A 20,303-nucleotide genomic window follows, 5' to 3' on the forward strand; every position below is an offset into this window, starting at 1 on the left:
AGTAAACAAATGGCACAAATTTAATCGAATCAACCTAATGGTTATTCAATTAAATTTGTGCCATTTTTAATTAGTGAAATTCGACCCAATTCGTAAAATTAGTGTCTACTTAAAATATTTCTGGATATACTGTACCAGCTCTCCCGTTATTTTTCCATTCGTTGCCACAACTTCTCTTGACTCCAACACATCGCTTCCACAGTTAAAGGTTACTACCTCGCCACCAGCCTGCCTAACGATAACTATACCGGCAGCTACATCCCAGGAGTTTAAATTATACTCGTAAAAAGCATCAAACCTGCCACAGGCCGTATAAACCAGGTCGACAGCGGCCGAGCCTAAACGCCTCAGACCATGGCAATTCTTCATCAGATCGGCAAACAGGGCTATATAGGCATCTTGTTTTCCGAAATCATAGTATGGAAACCCGGTTGCCAGTAAACTGTTAGCTACCGTTTGATTATTACTTACCCTGATCTCGGTACCGTTAAGATACGCAGGGGCATCTTTCCAGGCATAAAAACATTCATCCAGATTTACCTCGTATACCACACCGGCCACCAGTTCATCATATTCCTTAAGCGCTATACTTACCGAAAATGAAGGTATGCCATGTATAAAATTGGTTGTACCATCTAATGGGTCGATGATCCAGTTATATCTTTCGCCAATGGTGGTTGTGGTTTTTTCCTCGGTAATAAAACCTGCTTCAGGGAGTATCTTGCGTAAACCTTCTACAATCAGTTTCTCTGCGGTTTTATCTACATAAGATACCAGGTCATTCAAGCCTTTGTATTCAATTTTATCGGCGTCAAAAGTTTTACGCTCCTGCCTTATAAAATCTCCGGCTTGTTTTGAAACCTCAATTACCTGTTCAGTTATGTTTTTGAGTTGCATGTTTGCGTAATGATAAGCTGAATGAAAATGCTTTATGTACAAAAAAGCTCGCGAAGAACAAGCTTAATGCGGCTCCTATCCTGGCTACAGGCGGATATATGCCGAAATCCTGTATTAATATTTTTATTATGGCCAAATTGGCGAAAAAGCCAAGGCAAGCTACGGATGCAAAACGAACGAATTGCTTATAAGCCGATAGTTTCGACTCTGTAAAAACCATATACCGGGTAATCAGGAAATTCACAACCACCCCCATAAAAAATGACAGAGCCAGGGATAAGGTAGAATTACGGACCGTTAAGGAAAATATCTGGTAAGTATGCCTTACTAATAAGTTATGATAAAAGAGATAAAAGGCAGAAACATCAACTAAAAAGCCTGCCCCTGCAGAAATCACAAATCTGAATACCTGGTTATCCAGTAATTTGTTGGCTTGATTACTATTAGCCATGCTTTAAAACAGCTGTTTTTTTGTCCTTATTTAACCCGTTCATAATTAAAAAAGCCCCACCAACAACCATCAGCAACGAAATAAATTCGGCCTGGGTAAAGCTGATACCGGCAACGTGGTATTTAGTGTTTACACGTATCAATTCAATAAAAAAGCGTTCAACGCCGGCCAATATCATGTAGATGCCAAACATGACGCCTGCGGGCTTAATACGGTCGCGGATACTCCATAAAAGCCAGAACAATAACAAGCAAACAATCACTTCATAAAACGATGTAGGATAAACCGGGTACGCCAACTCATGGCAAAACTTACCGATACATCCGGGAATAGCCACACCTTCGTCATTCACATTATGCGGAAATTTAAAGGCCCACATCCAATCAGGCGCCCAGCTTAGCCAGCCTGGTTTTGCTGCGGTATTGGTTATTCCCCAATCACCATCGCCCGACATCTGACAGCCTACCCTACCTAAAGCGTAAGCCAGCATCATACCCGGACCACCGATATCCAACATATCCAGCGGTTTAATATTATGTTTATTGGCAATGTATAACACAGCAGCACCGCCGCATATTAAACCACCATAAAAGGTTAGGCCGCTAAAACCTATCAGCATCCCTACGGGATCTTTCATAAATTCGCCCCAGTTCTCCAAAGCGTTAAATACTTTGGCACCGGCAAAGCCAAAAACAGCTGCCCATAGCAAAATATTGCCCATGAGCTCCTGCGGATGTACGTTTACTTCTTTAGTTACCGGTTTAGGCAGTTTTTGCTTTTCGGCCTCATAATAAGCCCAATAAGCAAATGCAGCAGCTCCGATGAGCCCACCTACCCAACTGCCGCGTAAGGATAATAAAAAATCCTGCGGGCCATCCAAAAGCAAATGATAGTTTAGTATGCAATCAACCAGTTTATAACCTAAAACAAAGCCAAAAACACCATTACCAACCAATTCATTAACCGAGGCGGGTTTACCTACGGTAACCGTTTTTTTAAACGAATGGATGATGCCTAATTTCTCTTTCCGTTTAAATTCCTGCGCAAAAGCCCAGTAAGCGCCCATAAACGCAATGGCCACAAAAAAGCCAAAAGTTTGAACAGGCAAAGGGATATTTATACCGAAAAGATATTGAAGAAGCGATGTAATAGTTGGAAACATAGGTTATAGTTTGAAGCGAATATAGTATTTTAATGCACTAATATTTCTTCGCTTTCTGTTATATCGACATCACCATCTGGTGAAATATTTGTTAAGTGAACTTTTTTAAGCTCGTTAATCAACACAGGATCATATTTGGTACGCACCTTAACATAATTACGGGTAAAACCGTGCATATAGCCCTCTTTGATATCGCCTTCAAATAAAACCTCTTCCGTTTTATGCAACTGACTTTCATAAAAGGCACGGCGTTTTTTGTCAGACAGAATATGCAGCATTTTACTACGCTCGCCGCGAGCCGAACCTGGTACCGCACCGGTCATCTGGCTGGCCAGAGTGTTTTCCCGCTCCGAATAGGTAAATACGTGCAGATACGAAACGTTCAGCTCGTTCAGAAAATTATAGGTTTCTACAAAATCCTCGCGGGTTTCGCCGGGGAAGCCGACTATCACATCCACGCCAATACAACAATCGGGCATCACTTCCTTGATCTTGGATACCCGGTTTACATACAGGTCGCGTTTGTACCGGCGGCGCATCAGGCCCAGTATCTTATCAGAACCCGATTGTAATGGGATATGAAAATGCGGCACAAAACGCTTGGAGGTGGCCACAAAGGCTATAATTTCGTCGGTAAGCAAGTTGGGTTCTATGGATGATATCCTGAAACGGTCTATCCCTTCTACTTCATCCAGGGCCTGTACCAGGTCGAAGAACTTATCTTCGCGTTTACCATTCCGGATGCCAAAATCGCCCAGGTTTACACCGGTCAACACAATTTCTTTTACACCTGATGCCGCTATCTGGCGGGCCTGTTCAATCACATTTTCAATGGTATCACTGCGGCTGCTGCCACGGGCCAGTGGTATGGTACAAAAGGTACAGGAGTAATCGCAACCATCCTGAACTTTCAGGAAAGTACGGGTACGGTCGCCAAAAGAATAGGCTGGCACAAACTCGTTTGCTTCAGACACCGGCTGATTATATACTACAGCCTTAGGCTTTTTCGTGAGATCCGTAATATGATCAATGATCTGGAACTTTTCGGCAGCACCCAACACCATGTCAACACCCGGTATTTCGGCAATTTCCTGTGGTTTTAGCTGAGCATAGCACCCTACAATGGTCACATAAGCATTTGGTGATATCTTGAGCGCTTCCTTAACTATTTTCTTGCACTTTTTATCCGCGTTTTCGGTAACCGAACAGGTGTTGATCACAAAAACATCGGGGGTATTCGTAAACTCCACCGTATCGTACCCAGCCTGGTTAAACAGGCGCCCGATAGACGACGTTTCCGAATAGTTGAGCTTACAGCCCAGTGTATAAAAAGCAACTTTCTTATTCATCTTTAAGGGCGCAAAGATAATTAATTATTGAATTACTGAGTTAGTGAATTATTGAGTTATGACAAATCATCAATTATACAATGCTGTCCTTTGGTTAATCCCACACCCTCCAAACTTTTTAAACCTTTAATTTTAACACTTTTTTAGACAAAAACAGGGCGAAAAGGCTTCATTTTTATGCACTTTAACTAAATTTTAACGCCATTTTAACACTTTTTAACAAATTTTTGATGGGTTTTAAAAGCTTTAAAAAGTATTAAATAGTTAATTATCAAATAACTACTTATCAAATGGTCGGTTTTTATGCTGTATTTTCTCTTAACCAAACAGCCCGGGTTCCTGATAAAACAGGAATCCGGGCTGGGTATATACAAATATACGCAATTTATTAGCGTTGTAAAAACGCGGTGTTTAGCGATCAGTTTTTATGTTAAAAATTGTACTATTTTCGATGTATAGCTCGCCGGGGCAGTTACAGATATAAATCATTCATCATGAAGTATAAAATAATTTCATTACTGTTGACTATGATGCTGGGCACCTTTGCATTTGCCCAACAACAACCTAAAAGCATCATATTGGATACCGACATCGGTCCCGATTATGACGACGTTGGGGCGATGGCCATTTTACATACCCTGGCTGATAAGGGCGAATGCCGCATCCTGGCTACTATAGCCAGTAATCAATACAATAACATAGCACCCGTACTAAGTGTATTGAACACTTATTTTAAAAGACCGGGCATTCCCATTGGTGTGGTACGGGGCAAAGCGGTTAATATACCCTGCGGACAAAAATGGGACTCATTGATTGTAGCCCGGTACCCGCACCGGATTAAAAATAACGATGAGGCGGAAGACGCTACAACACTTTACCGGAAGATTCTGGCCGCACAACCCGACCAAAGCGTAACTATAGTAACCATCGGGTTTATGACCAATATGGCTAACCTGCTTCAATCAAAACCAGATAAAGCGTCGCCCTTAAGCGGGGCTGCACTGGTTAAAAAGAAGGTGAAACTTTTGGTGAGCATGGCTGCTTGCTTTAACCAGAAAATGGGAATGTTCAAAGAGTTTAATGTGGAAAAAGATTCGGTTTCTTCAAAAATAACGTTCGACAATTGGCCCGGTCCTATTATTTTCAGTGGGTTCGAGATCGGCGAAAAAATCCATACCGGTTTGCCAGTCGTAAGGGATAAGTCTATCGTTCATTCACCGGTTAAAGATGTATTCCAAAAATGTATTCCGCTTGACCCTAACGATGCCAAAGGCCGGATGAGCTGGGACGAAACCGCAGTACTTATCGCCGTTCGTGGCTACGAAAAGTATTTTAGCGTGGTAAAAGGCAAAATCATATGCAACAGCAATGGCAGCAATCTTTGGGACAAAACCGGTACCCGCGACCGTTACCTCGTGCTGAAGATGCCCATCCCACAGATAGAAGCAGTTTTAAATACATTGATGATGCATCAGCCTATGTAAAATGGATGGCGTTGGGATATGATACCCCTTCCTCCCCTTCCCTGGGGAAGAAATCGCACTGTCCTCCGCTTCTTTATAGCTTAAACGATGACCAGCGCGGCCTGGTTGCCGTTCCATTCAACGGGGCTTTCTGTATGGGCAATCCAATTGTAAATCAGGCCTGTGGATTGTATAAAATCTTCGAGAGCCCGGTATTCATAATCTTTATAGTTTGGGTAATTGTACAATTCATCAAAAAGGATCACCGTTCCCGGAATAATTTTCCCGGCGTTAAACAACTCGTCCAGTACATCCATTGTTGAAGAATACAGGTCACAGTCGATATGGATAAAGGCACAATTTTCTGGATGGTTGGTGCAAAAGCTATCCAAAGTTTCAGAGAAAAGACCAATAACCAGTTCCGTGTTTTCTGCAACTAATTCCGGCGCTATACCGTTCCGCGAATAAGTATTTTTAGTATAGACCCTTTCCGTACTCAGTACCCAATCTTCGGGAAGACCGTTGAAGCTGTCAAAACCATAAATGGTTTGATTAGGCTTCTGTTGCGCAATAAATGACAATGATTTACCAGAGCCTACACCAAACTCCAACCAAAGACCGGGAATAGCTACCTGGCTGATGCAATAGGTTAAATAAGTCCAATAGGAATGTTCAGGATCGGCAAGGTCTGGCTCATGGGTATGTCTGTATCTGGATACCTTACATTTATCGCAAAGGCAGCCACGTTTATCCCGATTATATCCTTCAGTGAATTTAGTGCTTAACTTGAGGTTGTCGATTATAGGGTCGTTCATGTTGTTTTATTGTTGTGCATTTTATAGGAGATTGCGGATGCCCGCACATTTACGTCGGACCGATACTTGTCCTTACATTTAATGGAAAAGCGAATTTAATAATGACTAACAGCCAATATATTAATTTACTATCATATCTCTGTAAAGCGCAGTTTAACCCCTGTTTCAGTTGGCACGATGATGTGTTAAATCAATTTCTGCTTAAACAAAAATCCGCATGTCGGTAACAACATGCGGATTAAAGAAGGCAACTCCAATAAAAATTTAAACTGCTGATGCGTTTTCGGCTGCTTCTATAATTACACTGGCAACAATATCAGGATGCGACATAAAGATTACGTGGCTGCCTTTAACTTCTGTTACTTTGGTGTTTGAGCGGCTATACATGTTTTTTTGTATTACCGGGTTGATGCTTTTGTCCTCGGTAGCAATTAAACCATAGGTTGGTTTGTGTCTCCAGGCCGCATCAGTGATGGGGCTTACAAAACCTTTGGCATAAAATGCCCCCTGTGAGGCATACATAAATGCGGCTTCATCGGCATCAATATCGGCACAAAAACCAGCATGATATTTATCTTTATCATAGTATACAATGCCTTTTTCATCAGGAGGCAATACGCCGTTTTCTGGCGCTGCGGGAGCCGTTTCCAGCCATTGCAGTGCAGATTCGCCATTGTCGGGTTGAAATGCAGCTATATATACCAGGGCGGCAACATTGGGATGATTACCTGCTTCGGTAATCACAGCGCCACCCCATGAATGACCGGCAAGTATTGCCGGGCCACCGATCCTGTCCAGCGCCACGTGTGTAGCCAACACATCATCTTCCAATGAAGATAAAGGGTTTTGTACAACGGATACGTTGTACCCTTTTTTTGTTAATTCGTTATAAAGTGCTTTAAAGCCTGAACCATCGGCGAATGCTCCGTGCACCAGCACTACATTCTTTACATTTGAGTTTTTCATTGTTTTGTGAGTTAATGTTGTTTGAATGATTTAACAATACAAAGATGCCGCTTAAACCAAGGCAAGGGAATACAAGGATTTCCCGAAGAGTTGTAATTATTTCCCTGATACTCTTTCTGGGGTGTATATTAAAAAACAAGATCCCCAAGCCGGCGGCCTGAGGATCTGTTATTGGATATTTGCTTATTGGCGTTGATACTCAGTTCAATAACCGGTAATCACTTGGCACATAACCTGTTTTATTTTTGAATAGCCTGGTAAAATGTGAGGGATGTTCGAATCCCAGCATATAAGCTATCTCACTAACGTTTTTTTGTGTACTCCATAACAAAGCCTTAGCTTTTTCCACCAGTTGTATGTGAATGTGTTCCTGGGTGGTTTTACCTGTAAAACGATGCAGCAGATCGGATAAATAATTTGGTGAAAGATTCATCCGCGAGGCGAAATAACTTACATTAGGCAAACCACTGTTGATCAGCGTTTCCTGTGCAAAGTAATTCCTGATCAGTTTTTCAAATTCTTGTACTACGTCGATATTCACTTTTTCCCGGGTATAAAATTGGCGGTCATAAAACCTGCTGCAATAGTTAAGCAGTAGTTCAATATTGGCCTGAATTAAACCATTGGTATGTTTGTCAATATTCTGCTGGTATTCTTTACGAATGTTTTGAACACAGATATTCAGGATGTTTTTTTCGTCTTCCGATACATGTAATGCCTCGTTGGCCTCATAGTTAAAGAAAGAATACTCCATCATTTTGAGGCCTAACGCACCTGTATTAACCATATCAGGATGAAAGAACAATCCCCAACCCTCTTCTATATTCAACTCCGGACTGGGAGATACAATTTGCCCTGGAGCTGTGAACATCAGGGTTCCCTCTCTGAAATCATAATAAGAGCGTCCATATCGAAGCGTACCGGTAAACTTTTTACAAAAGATAGTATAAAACCCTACCCGGTAAGTCGTTGCATGCTTTGGGCGATTGATCTGGTTGTTATCCAGATCAATCACCGTAATTAAAGGATGCTTTGGTTTACCCACACCATAAAGCTCATGCAGATCGCTGATGGATTCAATATCGATATAGGATTCTGACATAAGGTGAATTTAGCTATTAAGTTGCGAATTAACAGTTTAGAGGATCATTTAATAAAATAGCCGCGCATCTGCCGCATATAATCCGGATCACTGTTTTGGTATTTGGTATCGATGAAGAAATGAGCATCTGCACCTACTGCATAACGCAGGCGATCCGTACCATCGGTTGCAGCCTCATAAATAATTTGTGCTACTTCTTCGGGCGTTGCTTTAGTTAAATGCGAAGCAGCTTGTGCATAATTATTAAAGAAACCGGCAAATATGGGATCGTAAGCAGCAATATCATTTTTAATCATATCAACCGCCCCTCGAAAGTTGGTGGCTATACTGCCTGGCTCAATCACTTTAACAGTGATGCCTAAGGAATAGAGCTCGTGTGCAAGTGATTCAGAGAGTCCTTCCACAGCGAATTTAGTACTGTGATACAAGCTGCCAAATGGAAATGTTATCTGCCCTCCCATCGAAGAGATATTGATGATGGTGCCGCTGCCCTGCAAGCGCATGTATGGTAACATGGCCTGAGTAACATCTATTAATCCAAAAAGGTTTACATTAAATTGTTTGTAAACCTGTTCGCGGGTAGCCGATTCGAAAACACCTACTAACGCATAACCCGCATTGTTAACGAGGGCATCAATACGGCCGAAACGGGCGATACCCTCTTCAATGGCGCCAGAGATGGATGACTGATCTTGTACGTCGAGGCGGGTAACCAGGACATCGTCCAGTTGATTAAGTTCCAGTTCTTTTTCGGGTGAACGCATGGTGGCAATAACATTCCAGCCGTTGTGCTGAAATAGTTTGGCGGCTTCACGACCAATACCAGAGGATGCGCCGGTAATCAGGATTGTCTTTTTCATAACTTTATATCATTTTGTTGAGACAAAGTTCCGGATCATCTGCGCATCCCACTTGACAATATCTACGCAATGCTTAACAATTTCACGGTAAATACATACCTAAAAGCTAATTGTTTAAATGGGAAGGTCACCTATAAAAATACCCAGCGAAACGCAAACGCAATCTATCACTCCGAACTCTTATAGTATTTCAACATATCCATCCGTTCCATTCACCCGGATCCACTGCCCGTCTTTGATCAGTTTGGCCGCGTTCTCCACTCCCACAACTGCCGGTAAGCCATATTCCCGGGCAATAACGGCGCCATGCGTCATCAGGCCGCCAACTTCCGTAACCAGACCTTTGATGGATACAAACAAGGGTGTCCAGCTGGGGTCGGTAAATGCAGTGACTAATATATCTCCATCTTCCAAATCAGCATCTTCCATGTTTAAGATAACGCGTGCCCGACCCTCTATAACTCCGGAAGAAACAGCCAGGCCTGCAATAGCACCGACCGGGAGATCTTCGTGTTTGTACTTGCCGGTAATGATTTCACCGTCAGACGTCATAATACGTGGAGGAGTTAGTTTTTCATATAATTTATACTCGTCTTTCCGTTTGTCAATGATCTGGTAATCCAGTTTATTTGTACGTACTACTTCCCGCAGTTCTTCAAAGCTGAGATAGTAAATATCTTCTTTTGCATGAATAACGTTAGCTTGTATAAGCTTTTCGGCTTCTTTCCATAAAGCTTGCTTATAAACGAAGTAACGGCTAATTATAGCATATTTTGGATATTCACGATAACCGGCAAAATTCCGGATCAGGTCGATCATTCGTTTGGTTTCTTTGGCTTTTTGTTCACCATCAGGTAATGGCGCCAACCGGTTTAATAATTCCTGTTCTTTTTTCAAAGCTTCCTGTCGCCCTTGCTCAAATCTCCGGGTGCCTGCACCAGAGTCAAAGTTTTTGATATTATTGAGAATAACGGGAAGAAGTGTAATTGATTTTTCGCTCCAACGGGTTTTCGTAATATCAATTTCTCCGGCACACCGCATTCCGTATTTATTAAGATAAGTGTCAATAGCCTCCCAGATTTTCTGCCCACCATCAAATTGAACCAGTCCATCCAAAAAATTATCATCTTCTACCTGTTGCAAGTATTCAATTACTACCGGATAAGGACGAATCACATCGGCAACATGCAATAGGTCCAGGCCCATTTCCGAAGTAATATTGTTTGGCACAGATTGGGCAAGCGTATCTCCCGCATTTTTCTCTCCTAACCATTCGTTCATTTTTTCATTGATCCATGATAAAGCATTCATTCCAGTCATAATTACACCAAAACTTTGTGAGTCGGCCGAAGCTTTCTTTAGTTGCTGGATATCTTCCAGGATAAAATCAAACACATCCGGTCCTGATTTTGGCCGGATGTTTTGCTTTAACGATTCTATCCATGATTGACTGGTCCTGATCAAATCAGAAACGATTGTTGGATCGTAATCGTTTAGCGCCTGATAATCTCTATTCAGCACATTTTTAGCGGGACCCGGTTCTTCTTTATCATCAGGTAATGGTTTTAGAAAACCTTCCCGCCCGATGATAGTTGTCAATGCGTCTTTTATGAGCGGATCGGATTTTCCAAGAACATTTAGCATGGTGTTTCTGCCGGCAGATGAAGACAGCATTTGTGTAATATCAACAAACAACCTTCCACCAGCTGTACGCATGGGTGCAGGGGTTGTTAACAAGAAAAAAGACAATCCCAATGGTTTCATGGCATCGGTCATCATTTGTTGATGACCGACAGATACATATACGTGATTTTCGTGATCATCTACTTCAGGAACCGGGTATAATGTAGTGATCGGCCGACTCTGAACAATATAAAATATATCGCCTGCCAAACACCATTCGATGTCCTGAGGGCTGCCGAAATGTGCCTCGATCTTTCGGCCTATGCCTTCCAACTGTAAGATCTGTTCATCCGTCAGCGCCTGCTTATTCTGCTGTTCGGGCTCAATCTCCTGTTCTTTTGTACCACCATCTTTTAAAGCATAAATGGCCAGTTTCTTGGTAGATATTTTTTTATCGATAATCTTGCTGTTGCTCACTTTATACAGATCGGCATTTACCAGGCCAGAAACCATGGCTTCGCCAAGTCCGAAACTGGCATCAATGGATAATATTTTCCGGTTACCGGTTACAGGATCGGCAGTAAATAAAATCCCTGCCGCCTGCGGGAACACCATCTGCTGAACAATCACCGACAGGTGGACTTTACGGTGATCAAAACCGTTTTGAATACGGTAAACTACCGCCCTATTGGTAAATAGCGATGCCCAGCACTTACTGATATGTTTTAGGATGGCCTCTTGCCCGATAATGTTCAAATACGTATCCTGCTGGCCCGCAAAGGATGCCGACGGCAAATCCTCGGCAGTAGCACTGGAACGTACAGCAAAGGCATCTTTTTCGTCAAACCGGGTGAGATAATCAGCAATTTCATCAGCTATATCCTGGGTAATGGATGCGCTTTCGATGGCTTTGCGAATCTCGCTACTGAGCTCATTGATCTTATTCCGGTCTTCCACCTTTAAAACTGATAACTGATCAAGTAATTCGTTAATTGATGGCGTTGTCTCCATCATTTTAGTAAAAGCTTCCGTTGAAATACAAAAGCCATCTGGTACATGTATTCCTTCAATCCTGCTGAGTTCACCCAGGTTGGCACCTTTCCCCCCAACTATTGCCAATTTTGTTTTATCGATTTCCTGCAAACCAAATACACAAGAGCTACTGTTCTTCATTTTACGATTATTTGTTGTTGAGTTCATTTGTTGTTTCATTCATAATTTCAATGGCTTTCGAAAAATAGGTTTCAAGAACTTCGAGATCCTTTTTTGAAAAGGAGGCCATCAGTTTTTCTGACCTGGCCCGAAAATCTTTATAAAGCGGAACTAAAAGTGCCATTATATTTTCGGTGTTTGGCTCAATAAAAACCTTGCGCCGGTCGTCTACCGCAAATTTTCTTTTGACCAGACCTCTCTTTTCAAACCGGTCTATTAAACCTGTAACCGCACCTGTGGTTAAGCCTGTTAAAGTGGAAAGTTCGCCGGCTGTCATCTGTCCTTTTTCTATTAAAAAGCCTAAATATTTATGATCGGTTCCTGAAAGCCCTGCCTTTCGGGCAACTGCTTCGTGCATCTGAATGGAGGTATAGGCATAGTTTTGGCTCAATTTCCTTATTTGTTGTAGTACTTCGCTATCCATAATATATCTTATTTTCTAAATATCTTAGTTACAAAGATAATATTTAATTCGCAGAAAATCCACCTAATTTTCAATAAAAAATCATGCAGATTACCAGAAGGATCTATTAAAGGAATTAATACCCGGGCGTTAGGTGGAATTAAAAAGGCTCGTTTCGAATACGATAATCAACCGCATCACCCAGTAGCTTAAAATTTACGGACTACCTTAAATCAATAACATACTCCTCATAATTGGGAGTTACTTTTCCAGGTATTGATGTGCTAAAATCAGGAAAGTACTGGATGTCCAGGTATAGGCCGGGTCACGTAGTGGCTGTCCGGTTAAGGCGTCGAAATTCTCGGCAAACCCACCTGCCTCACAGGTATTACAGAACCGCTCTGCCAGTTGACGCGCAAAATCCTTTTCACCCGATCTGTTTAACCCATCAATAATTAACAACATAGGCGGCGCCCACACGGGGCCGCGCCAATAGCTATCAGCACCATAAAGTTTGCTTTGTGGGCTTTCAGAAGCAAGGCCGTATTCGGTAACAAAATTTCCGGGCTTTTTTAAATCATCAATCATTTTATCCCTGATCTTTTTAGGCAAGCGGTCGCCTATCAACATAGGAAGATAAGCCATCAGGCTCCTGCTATCTTTGTTAACCTTGCCTGATAAAGCATTTTTACTTACAAATTTTTCTCCATCCCAAAAATTGGAGATCATTTTATTTAACGTGGTGTCAGCTCTCCTGTTCCAGTAGGCAGCCTCTTTTTGCTTTCCTAATTTTATAGCTACTTTAGCCAATACTTCCATTTGTTTTATTAAAAACGTGGCAAGGTCAGCGCCTTCAATCGGGAACTCCACCCCAAGCGCCGAACCATTATCCCAACCAGAATCATTTCCATGATAATATTCGGGCAAGCCATTATGATTACCATCCCGATATATAAACCAGTAGTTAGTCCATTTTACAAGCTTCGGATAAATTTCGGCCAATTGTTTTTGACTGAGCTGGGAATGCTCCATGAGCTGCCCAAGTGTCCAGCCGTGAATTGGGGGCTTACGGAACTCCCATACCATATGATGAGGATTGATATAATCGGGCAAAGCACCCGTAGAATCTTGCTGATCAAACACTACCATGAGTTGAGCCCAGGATAGTTTTGGTTGGTGATAGCTTAAAGCAATCGCATTGAAACAATTGTCCCAGCTCCAGATGTTGAACATCCAGTTTTTTGACATCAACATACCATACCTGCTCACAATGCCATTGGGCTTTACGATACATGACCAATTGATATACGCTGCCAATTCCCTACCTTGTTCATAAGCCGAAGAAACGGAAACGGTGTTTTTTTCCCACTGTAAAAGCTCCTTTTTTAATATCTCCATGCTTTTGGCATAAGATACACTATACTGCACCGGCAACCAGTCACTGCGATATTGTTCTATTACAATATCCAAATGACCCTGCTCGGGTTCTACCCGGAAACCATTTTTATCTTTATCGGTTTTAAACTCACCACTCCCCGACTTAATGGTCAGTACCATGCGCTCATCCCTTAATTTCCAGGTTTTGTTATATCCTGGCACCCGCAGTGTATTGCTGCTATCAAGATTCCCTTTTAAGAACACACCGGGCCCGTCGCTCATGATATGCAGCCTTTCCGGGCTTTCAAAATAAAAAGTAAGTGTGCCGAGGGTAGTTTTGCCTTGTACCTGCAAAGGTGTTGCTTCGTATTTTACGGGCACTGTTTGCTGCTCATGCCAGGGCGCTATCGTAAGCACTGTATTATTGGAAAAAACCTTTGCACCAGACAAATCACATAAATGTATTTCCTTCGTGTTATGATGATCATGATCAAGTGTAGATAATGACATATAGGAACCAAAACGACTGAAAGGAACCCTGACAAGGTCAAATTTAATATTGGAAAGATTTTGCCCATAGGCGGCAACTGTAGTAAACAGCACCATTGACAAAAGACTATAAACTACTTTAATAACACAGATTTTATTTTTGTGATACATTCTTCAAAAATTTTATAATAAGCTTAAAGCAATCCGATCAAAAAAATTCCCAATTGATTTTTATCGATTTCAAAAAGATCTTTCGTGCGATTATCATCAAATACAATCGATTACGAAGCGATGTTAAAGATATATCAAATCATTTAGTTTTTATGACATTGATAGATTTTTGTAATTTTTTTTAAAGACAATATGCGGGCAAAAGCGATTACGCTTTATCCTCACTCCAGCGGTAGCTTTCGTTTTCCAGGCCGATGAGGTCAATTACGCGATTCACTACAGTCATGGCCAGTTCTTCGATGGTTTTGGGTTTGCTGTAGTATGATGGGATAGCCGGGCAAATGATACCACCGGCTTCGGTCACCGTTTCCATGTTACGGATGTGGATGAGGTTTAAAGGGGTATCACGGGCCACCAGGATGAGTTTACGGCGTTCTTTGAGTATCACATCGGCGGCACGGGTGATCAGATCGTCAGATATACCAGCCGCGATACGGCCCAGCGTGCCCATAGAGCAAGGAACTACAACCATGGTATCAAACCTGGCTGATCCGGAGGCAAAGGGTGCCATAAAATCGTTCTTAGCGTAAAAGTGATAATCGTACTGGATAAAATCCTCATTATCAAGTTCAAAACGCCAAACATCCTTCGCATTATCAGACATCACAACGGCTACTTCCTGTATCTGATTTTTTAGCTGGCTCAGCTTTTCTAACAACAGCCGGGCGTAGATAGCGCCGCTGGCACCCGTAATGGCAACTACGATCTTCTTCTTCATAATTAATCCTTCAACAACGCAAACATACCAAAGTTACGGGCATAAAAAAGGGTCGAATACAAGTACCCGACCCTACATCTACCTATGAAAAACATGCCCTTGAGAGGGCACTACAAATATAATAAGAGTTTTTAAATTACTAAACAAATTTGTAAAAATAATTTTACGTTAAGTTTTTATAAATTCTTCTCGATAAGTAATTGAATAATACCATCAACCATACCTACCCTGGGCACATAAATACTCTTAATACCGGCATGTTTCATTACGGTAAGATATATTTCGCAGGCGGGTATAATTACGTCGGCGCGGTCCTGATTCAGGCCCAGCACGTTAATACGGTCTTTAAGTGAGAAAGATGTGAGATAGGTATATAGCTGGCGGAGCTTATTAAAACTCAGTGGTGCATCGTTTTCTTCTTCTGACAGTTTATACAGCTTGTTGATGTTGCCACCGGTACCAATACCAGCCAGCTGTTTAAAGCCACGGGTATGCTCGCGTATAAAATCCCGCATTTCGTTCCAGGTTTCTTCGTTATCCTGATTATCCAGAATCCGGATGGTACCAATGTTGAATGATTTGGATGCCATGAGCTGACCGGTTGAAAACAAGGAGAGTTCCGTGCTGCCGCCACCAACATCAACGTAAAGGTAGTTTTTACTTTTATCGATGTTTTGATCGGCATGACTGGCGTAGATTACTTTGGCTTCTTTGGAGCCGTGGATGATCTCCAGGTCGATATTTGCGTCCTGTTTAATCAGTTTAGCCACCTCTTCCCCATTTTCGGCTTCGCGCATGGCCGATGTGGCGTAAGCCAGATAATCAGTAACCTTATAAACATCCATCAGGTTACGGAAAGCCTGCATCGCCTTTAAAAGATCATTGGTTTTACGTTCAGAAATATGGTGCTGTATAAACGCATCGTCGCCCAAACGCAACGGCACCCTGATGAGCGTATTCTTTTTAAAAGAAACTGATCCATTGTTTTCAATAATGTCAGCAATCAAAAGCCTCACGGCGTTTGAACCTATGTCTATAGCAGCGTATCTCAATTTATTTATTTTTAGCTTTTAGATAATTATATATCTCAATCTGTGCGCGGTGCGACTCGGCAGAGTGAGTTTTATGGTACTTGTTATTGTTTTGGCTGTTTATTTCGCGGGCCTTGGTATTATCATGCAGTTGGATATCAATCATATCCCTGATCTCCTTGCGTAACTGCTCGTCATATACCGGGAAACCAACCTCGATGCGGTTATCAATGTTACGGGTCATGAAATCGGCCGATGTCAGATACAACAGTTCATTGCCTCCGTTGCAGTAAATATGTACACGGGCATGTTCCAGGTATTTATCTACGATACTAATCACCTCGATATTTTCGCTGTATCCTTTTACACCTGGTATCAGGCAACACATTCCGCGGATAATCATCTTGATTTTAACGCCGGCATTGCTGGCGGTGTAAAGCTTAGTAATCAGGTCCTCATCAGCAAGGCTGTTCATTTTTAATATCATGTAAGCCTTTTTACCCGCCTTGGCATTCTTGATCTCGGTATCAATCAGCTTATAAATAGCCGGCCGGGAATCAATTGGCGATACTATCAAATTCTTCAGGCCTTTTGGTAAGGCATTTTTATATAAGGCTCTAAAAACCACTACCAGATCGCCTGTGATCTTAGGGTTAGCCGTAAACAGCGTATGATCAGCGTATATACGGGCAGTTTTTTCGTTGAAATTACCGGTTGAAAGACAAGCGTAATAAGCCAGCTTCCTTTTCTCTAAACGGGTAACCAAACATATTTTAGAGTGTACCTTGTAACCGGCCACGCCATATAATACGTTTACACCTTCCTCCTCGAGCCTGTTACTCCAGAAAATATTGTTTTGCTCATCAAACCTTGCCCGCAGTTCAACCAGGCAGTTTACTTTTTTACCGTTTTTGGCAGCGTTGATGAGCGCGTGTATCACCCGGGAGTTTTCGGCCAGGCGGTATACGGCAATGCTGATCTCCCGTACTTTGGGATCGATGGCCGCTTCGCGCAAAAAGTGGATAATATAATCAAACGATTGGTAAGGGGTACTTACCAGGTAATCGCGTTTGGCAATCAGGCCAATCAAACTTTTACCAAATGACAGATCCTCAACCGGTAATGGCGGATATTTAGGATATTCCAGCTCGGGCCGGCCCACATTAGGGAACGAAATGAAATTTTTAAAGTTGTGGTATCGGTTACCGGGTATCAGGCTTTCGCCATGCAGCCCCATCCTATTCACCAGGTACTTTAACATATCCAGCGGCATATCGCTATCATACAGCAAACGCATGGGCTTACCCTTTTTACGTTTTTGCAGACTTTTAGATAACGAATCGATAAACTTTTCGCTTACTTCCTTATCCAGATCAAGTTCCGCATCCCGGGTGAGCTGCAGGGAATAAGCCTCAATGGTGTCATGGTTAAAAATAAAGAATATATCCTCCAGGCTATACCTGATGATATCATCCAGCAGGATAATAAATTTTAGGTTATTAGTTTCGGGCAAGGCCACAAACCTCGAAAGGTTGTCAGGAAATTCAATCAGCGCGAACCTTGATTTTTTGTTTTTGGTGAGCTTTACAAAAAAGTAAATGGCCCTGTCGCGCAGCTCGGGCAGCGGCATGGTATCATCCAACATGATGGGTACCAACGTAGCCAGTAGCTTTTCCCTGAAGTAGGTTTTAACAAAGGCGCCACGGGTTACGTTAAGCTGCTTATCATTCAGCAGAAATATCTTTTCTTCGGCAAGCTCCTTTACAATGATATTTTCGTAAAGGTTATTGAATTTACGCTCTTGCTTTACAACCAGATTTTTAATCTGATTCAAGATCTTTTTGGGATTGTAGCCCAGTATTTCTTTTGATTTTTCGTTCAGGTTGGCCAGACGGCTCATAGTGGCTACCCGCACACGATAAAATTCATCCAGATTGGATGAAAATATGGCTAAAAACCTTACCCGTTCAATTAGCGGAACAGTTGGGTCGGCAGCTTCCTGCAAAACCCTATCGTTAAAATATAACCAACTTATTTCTCTGTTTATTAAAGGAACCTGTTTATCCATATAAATTGCCCGCCCGGGGCTCACTTTTACAAAACTGCTTATTTATTTGTTAACTTAATATTAACTCATTAGCATTTAACGAGTTTTTATTCATTATTATTTATTACACAAGGAAGATAATAGTTCATAGTTGATGGTTCATGGTTGTACATCAGCTATAAACATAAATTTAGATACTATGAACTATCATCCATGAACTATTAACTATGAACTATCTTAACAATACATTAGTTTTGTGAACATTTATAAAACTATTTACTTATGCCAACATTTGATATAGTAAGCAAGATAGACGGACAAACGCTTGACAACGCTATCAATACCGCAAAAAAAGAAATATTGAACCGTTACGACTTTAACGATTCAAAAAGCACTATCGACCTGGATAAAAAAACCAACGAGATCACCATTGTTACCGAAAACGATATGCGTTTAAAAGCTATCCAGGATTCCATTATCAGCCGTATGGTGAAACAACACCTGGACTCCAACGCCCTGGATTTTGGCAAAGAACAATATGCATCCGGCAATATGATACGAAAGGAGATTAAAGTAAAGGAAGGCATTGATAAAGAGGCAGCCAAAAAGATTGTTAAAAAGATCAAGGACAGCGGCCTTAAAGTACAGGCTTCCATTATGGATGATCAGGTACGCGTGCAAGGCAAAAAAATTGATGATCTGCAAGCAGTGATCAGCCTGTGCCGTAGTGATGATTTTGGCCAGCCGCTGCAGTTTATTAATATGAGGGATTAATTAATATACAAGTCCTCCTCCTTAATAAAATATGTCATTGCGAGGCACGAAGCAATCTCATCAGGGCATGCAGACTGCTTGGTATGCGTAATTTGCAACAGGAGATTGCCACGCTACGCAATGACATACGTTTTAAAGTATTTATAAAAGAGAAAGAGCCGCAAATTGCGGCTCTTTCTCTTTCTATGTTATTTGATTAACAGGTTTTACCCAGCTACTTCAACTTCTTTAACTTCATTAGGGCGGCCATTTTTGAAAGCCTTGCGTGGCGATAAGCCCAGCAATTCAAACATCGCCATATCGGTATCAAATGATGGGTTTGGCGTGGTCAATAATTTTTCACCAGCGAAAATAGAGTTGGCCCCGGCCATAAAGCAGAAAGCCTGCTCAACCACACTCATCTCGGTGCGGCCAGCCGACAAGCGTACTACCGTTTTTGGCATAATGATACGGGTAGTAGCTATCATGCGCACCATATCCCAAACAGATACCCTCGGCTGATCGGCCAGTGGCGTACCTTGAACGGGTACCAGTGCGTTGATTGGTACTGATTCCGGGTGTTTAGGCAGGTTTGATAATGTTTTGAGCATAGAGATACGATCTTCCACTGTTTCGCCAAGACCGATGATACCACCACTGCATACAGTAATTTTAGCTTTACGTACATGCTCCAACGTTTGCAGACGTTCGTCATAAGTACGGGTGGTAATAATACGCTTGTAATCTTCTTCAGATGTATCCAAATTATGATTATAGGCGTACAGGCCCGCATCAGCCAAACGTTGCGCCTGGCTCTCGGTAAGCATTCCCAGGGTACAGCAAACTTCCATATCCAGGGAGTTAACGGCTTTTACCATGTCAATTACCTTGTCAAAGTCGCGGTTGTCACGAACTTCTCGCCAGGCAGCGCCCATACATAAGCGCGAAGCACCGCCAGCTTTGGCTTTTTCGGCCGCGGCAATCACTTCGTCTTTAGGCATTATGGCGTGTACATCAACACCGGTATTGTAACGTGCAGCCTGTGGGCAATACGCGCAATCTTCGGAGCAGCCACCGGTTTTTATCGAGATCAGCGAACTGATCTGCACTTCGGCATAGTCCTTATTTTCGCGGTGTATAGTTGCGGCCTTGTAAACAAGGTCAAGCAGCGGGGTATGGTATATTTCAGCTATTTCTTCTTTAGTCCAGTTGTATTTTACCTCAGTCATTCTGTTTCAAATTTTGATGGTTCAAATTTATAATAATTAGTGATTTAGTGAATTAGTGATTTAGCGATTTATTGTCTTGAATCAGAATTTACAGAATTAAAGAATTAACAAGATCTTAACTATAG

General features: G+C 42.0%; 17 protein-coding genes. 2 read left to right on the forward strand and 15 right to left on the reverse strand.

From position 1 onward, the window contains the following. Positions 1 to 105: 105 nt before the first annotated feature. The 4 genes from BW976_RS02965 to mtaB are packed head-to-tail and all read right to left on the reverse strand — an operon-like array spanning position 106 to position 3,859. The gene (locus BW976_RS02965; RefSeq protein WP_076370205.1) at positions 106 to 897 is read right to left on the reverse strand and encodes an inositol monophosphatase family protein; all 792 of its coding nucleotides are present in this window, start codon (positions 895 to 897) and stop codon (positions 106 to 108) included. After that, positions 875 to 1,348 carry a GtrA family protein gene (locus BW976_RS02970; protein WP_076370207.1) on the reverse strand — a complete coding sequence of 158 codons (474 nt, stop codon included), beginning with the start codon at positions 1,346 to 1,348 and terminating at the stop codon, positions 875 to 877. The genes BW976_RS02965 and BW976_RS02970 overlap by 23 nt, the downstream gene beginning before the upstream one ends. Continuing rightward, the gene (locus BW976_RS02975) at positions 1,341 to 2,510 is read right to left on the reverse strand and encodes a prolipoprotein diacylglyceryl transferase (protein WP_076370209.1); all 1,170 of its coding nucleotides are present in this window, start codon (positions 2,508 to 2,510) and stop codon (positions 1,341 to 1,343) included. Before BW976_RS02975 ends, BW976_RS02970 begins: the two co-directional genes overlap by 8 nt. A 29-nt stretch (positions 2,511 to 2,539) precedes the next feature. Next, a complete protein-coding gene (mtaB, locus tag BW976_RS02980; protein WP_076370211.1) occupies positions 2,540 to 3,859 on the reverse strand; it encodes a tRNA (N(6)-L-threonylcarbamoyladenosine(37)-C(2))-methylthiotransferase MtaB in 1,320 nt (439 codons plus the stop codon). Between the two features lie 494 nt (positions 3,860 to 4,353). Here mtaB and BW976_RS02985 point away from each other — a divergent pair, with 494 nt between their 5' ends. Next, the gene (locus BW976_RS02985) at positions 4,354 to 5,343 is read left to right on the forward strand and encodes a nucleoside hydrolase (protein WP_076370213.1); all 990 of its coding nucleotides are present in this window, start codon (positions 4,354 to 4,356) and stop codon (positions 5,341 to 5,343) included. An 80-nt stretch (positions 5,344 to 5,423) separates the two neighbouring features. Here the strand turns inward: BW976_RS02985 and BW976_RS02990 are convergent, their stop codons facing one another. The 10 genes from BW976_RS02990 to ppk1 all read right to left on the reverse strand — a co-directional run bounded on the left by BW976_RS02990 (position 5,424) and on the right by ppk1 (position 18,217). Further along, entirely contained in the window at positions 5,424 to 6,137 is a 714-nt protein-coding gene (locus tag BW976_RS02990; RefSeq protein ID WP_076370215.1) for a TylF/MycF/NovP-related O-methyltransferase, read from the reverse strand. A 264-nt stretch (positions 6,138 to 6,401) separates the two neighbouring features. Then, on the reverse strand, positions 6,402 to 7,103 hold the full coding sequence (locus BW976_RS02995) for an alpha/beta hydrolase (RefSeq protein WP_084192038.1): 702 nt from the start codon (positions 7,101 to 7,103) through the stop codon (positions 6,402 to 6,404). Between the two features lie 199 nt (positions 7,104 to 7,302). Then, positions 7,303 to 8,205, reverse strand: a complete 903-nt coding sequence (locus BW976_RS03000) for a helix-turn-helix domain-containing protein (RefSeq protein ID WP_076370219.1) — start codon at positions 8,203 to 8,205, stop codon at positions 7,303 to 7,305. A 44-nt stretch (positions 8,206 to 8,249) separates the two neighbouring features. Beyond that, on the reverse strand, positions 8,250 to 9,065 hold the full coding sequence (locus BW976_RS03005; RefSeq protein ID WP_076370221.1) for an SDR family oxidoreductase: 816 nt from the start codon (positions 9,063 to 9,065) through the stop codon (positions 8,250 to 8,252). Between the two features lie 180 nt (positions 9,066 to 9,245). Beyond that, on the reverse strand, positions 9,246 to 11,861 hold the full coding sequence (ppsA, locus tag BW976_RS03010) for a phosphoenolpyruvate synthase (RefSeq protein WP_076370649.1): 2,616 nt from the start codon (positions 11,859 to 11,861) through the stop codon (positions 9,246 to 9,248). A 7-nt stretch (positions 11,862 to 11,868) separates the two neighbouring features. After that, positions 11,869 to 12,324, reverse strand: coding sequence for a MarR family winged helix-turn-helix transcriptional regulator (locus BW976_RS03015; protein WP_076370222.1), 456 nt, complete (start codon positions 12,322 to 12,324; stop codon positions 11,869 to 11,871). 240 nt (positions 12,325 to 12,564) lie between these two features. Next, positions 12,565 to 14,340, reverse strand: coding sequence for an amylo-alpha-1,6-glucosidase (locus BW976_RS03020; RefSeq protein WP_084192039.1), 1,776 nt, complete (start codon positions 14,338 to 14,340; stop codon positions 12,565 to 12,567). Between the two features lie 208 nt (positions 14,341 to 14,548). Further along, complete coding sequence (locus tag BW976_RS03025) at positions 14,549 to 15,118, reverse strand: UbiX family flavin prenyltransferase (protein WP_076370223.1); 570 nt, start codon at positions 15,116 to 15,118, stop codon at positions 14,549 to 14,551. Between the two features lie 176 nt (positions 15,119 to 15,294). Beyond that, on the reverse strand, positions 15,295 to 16,170 hold the full coding sequence (locus BW976_RS03030; protein ID WP_076370225.1) for a Ppx/GppA phosphatase family protein: 876 nt from the start codon (positions 16,168 to 16,170) through the stop codon (positions 15,295 to 15,297). Position 16,171: 1 nt separating this feature from the next. Beyond that, the gene (ppk1, locus tag BW976_RS03035; protein ID WP_076370227.1) at positions 16,172 to 18,217 is read right to left on the reverse strand and encodes a polyphosphate kinase 1; all 2,046 of its coding nucleotides are present in this window, start codon (positions 18,215 to 18,217) and stop codon (positions 16,172 to 16,174) included. 261 nt (positions 18,218 to 18,478) lie between these two features. On the opposite strand from ppk1, the gene BW976_RS03040 reads away from it, so the two are divergent. Then, on the forward strand, positions 18,479 to 18,970 hold the full coding sequence (locus tag BW976_RS03040; protein ID WP_076370229.1) for a YajQ family cyclic di-GMP-binding protein: 492 nt from the start codon (positions 18,479 to 18,481) through the stop codon (positions 18,968 to 18,970). Positions 18,971 to 19,176: 206 nt separating this feature from the next. On the opposite strand, the gene bioB is transcribed toward BW976_RS03040, so the two are convergent. Continuing rightward, positions 19,177 to 20,178: a biotin synthase BioB gene (gene bioB, locus BW976_RS03045; RefSeq protein ID WP_076370231.1), complete on the reverse strand. Its 1,002-nt coding sequence runs from the start codon at positions 20,176 to 20,178 to the stop codon at positions 19,177 to 19,179. Positions 20,179 to 20,303 lie beyond the last annotated feature (125 nt).

The organism is Mucilaginibacter lappiensis, assembly GCF_900155965.1.
In the GTDB taxonomy this organism is placed as follows: Bacteria; Bacteroidota; Bacteroidia; order Sphingobacteriales; family Sphingobacteriaceae; genus Mucilaginibacter; species Mucilaginibacter lappiensis.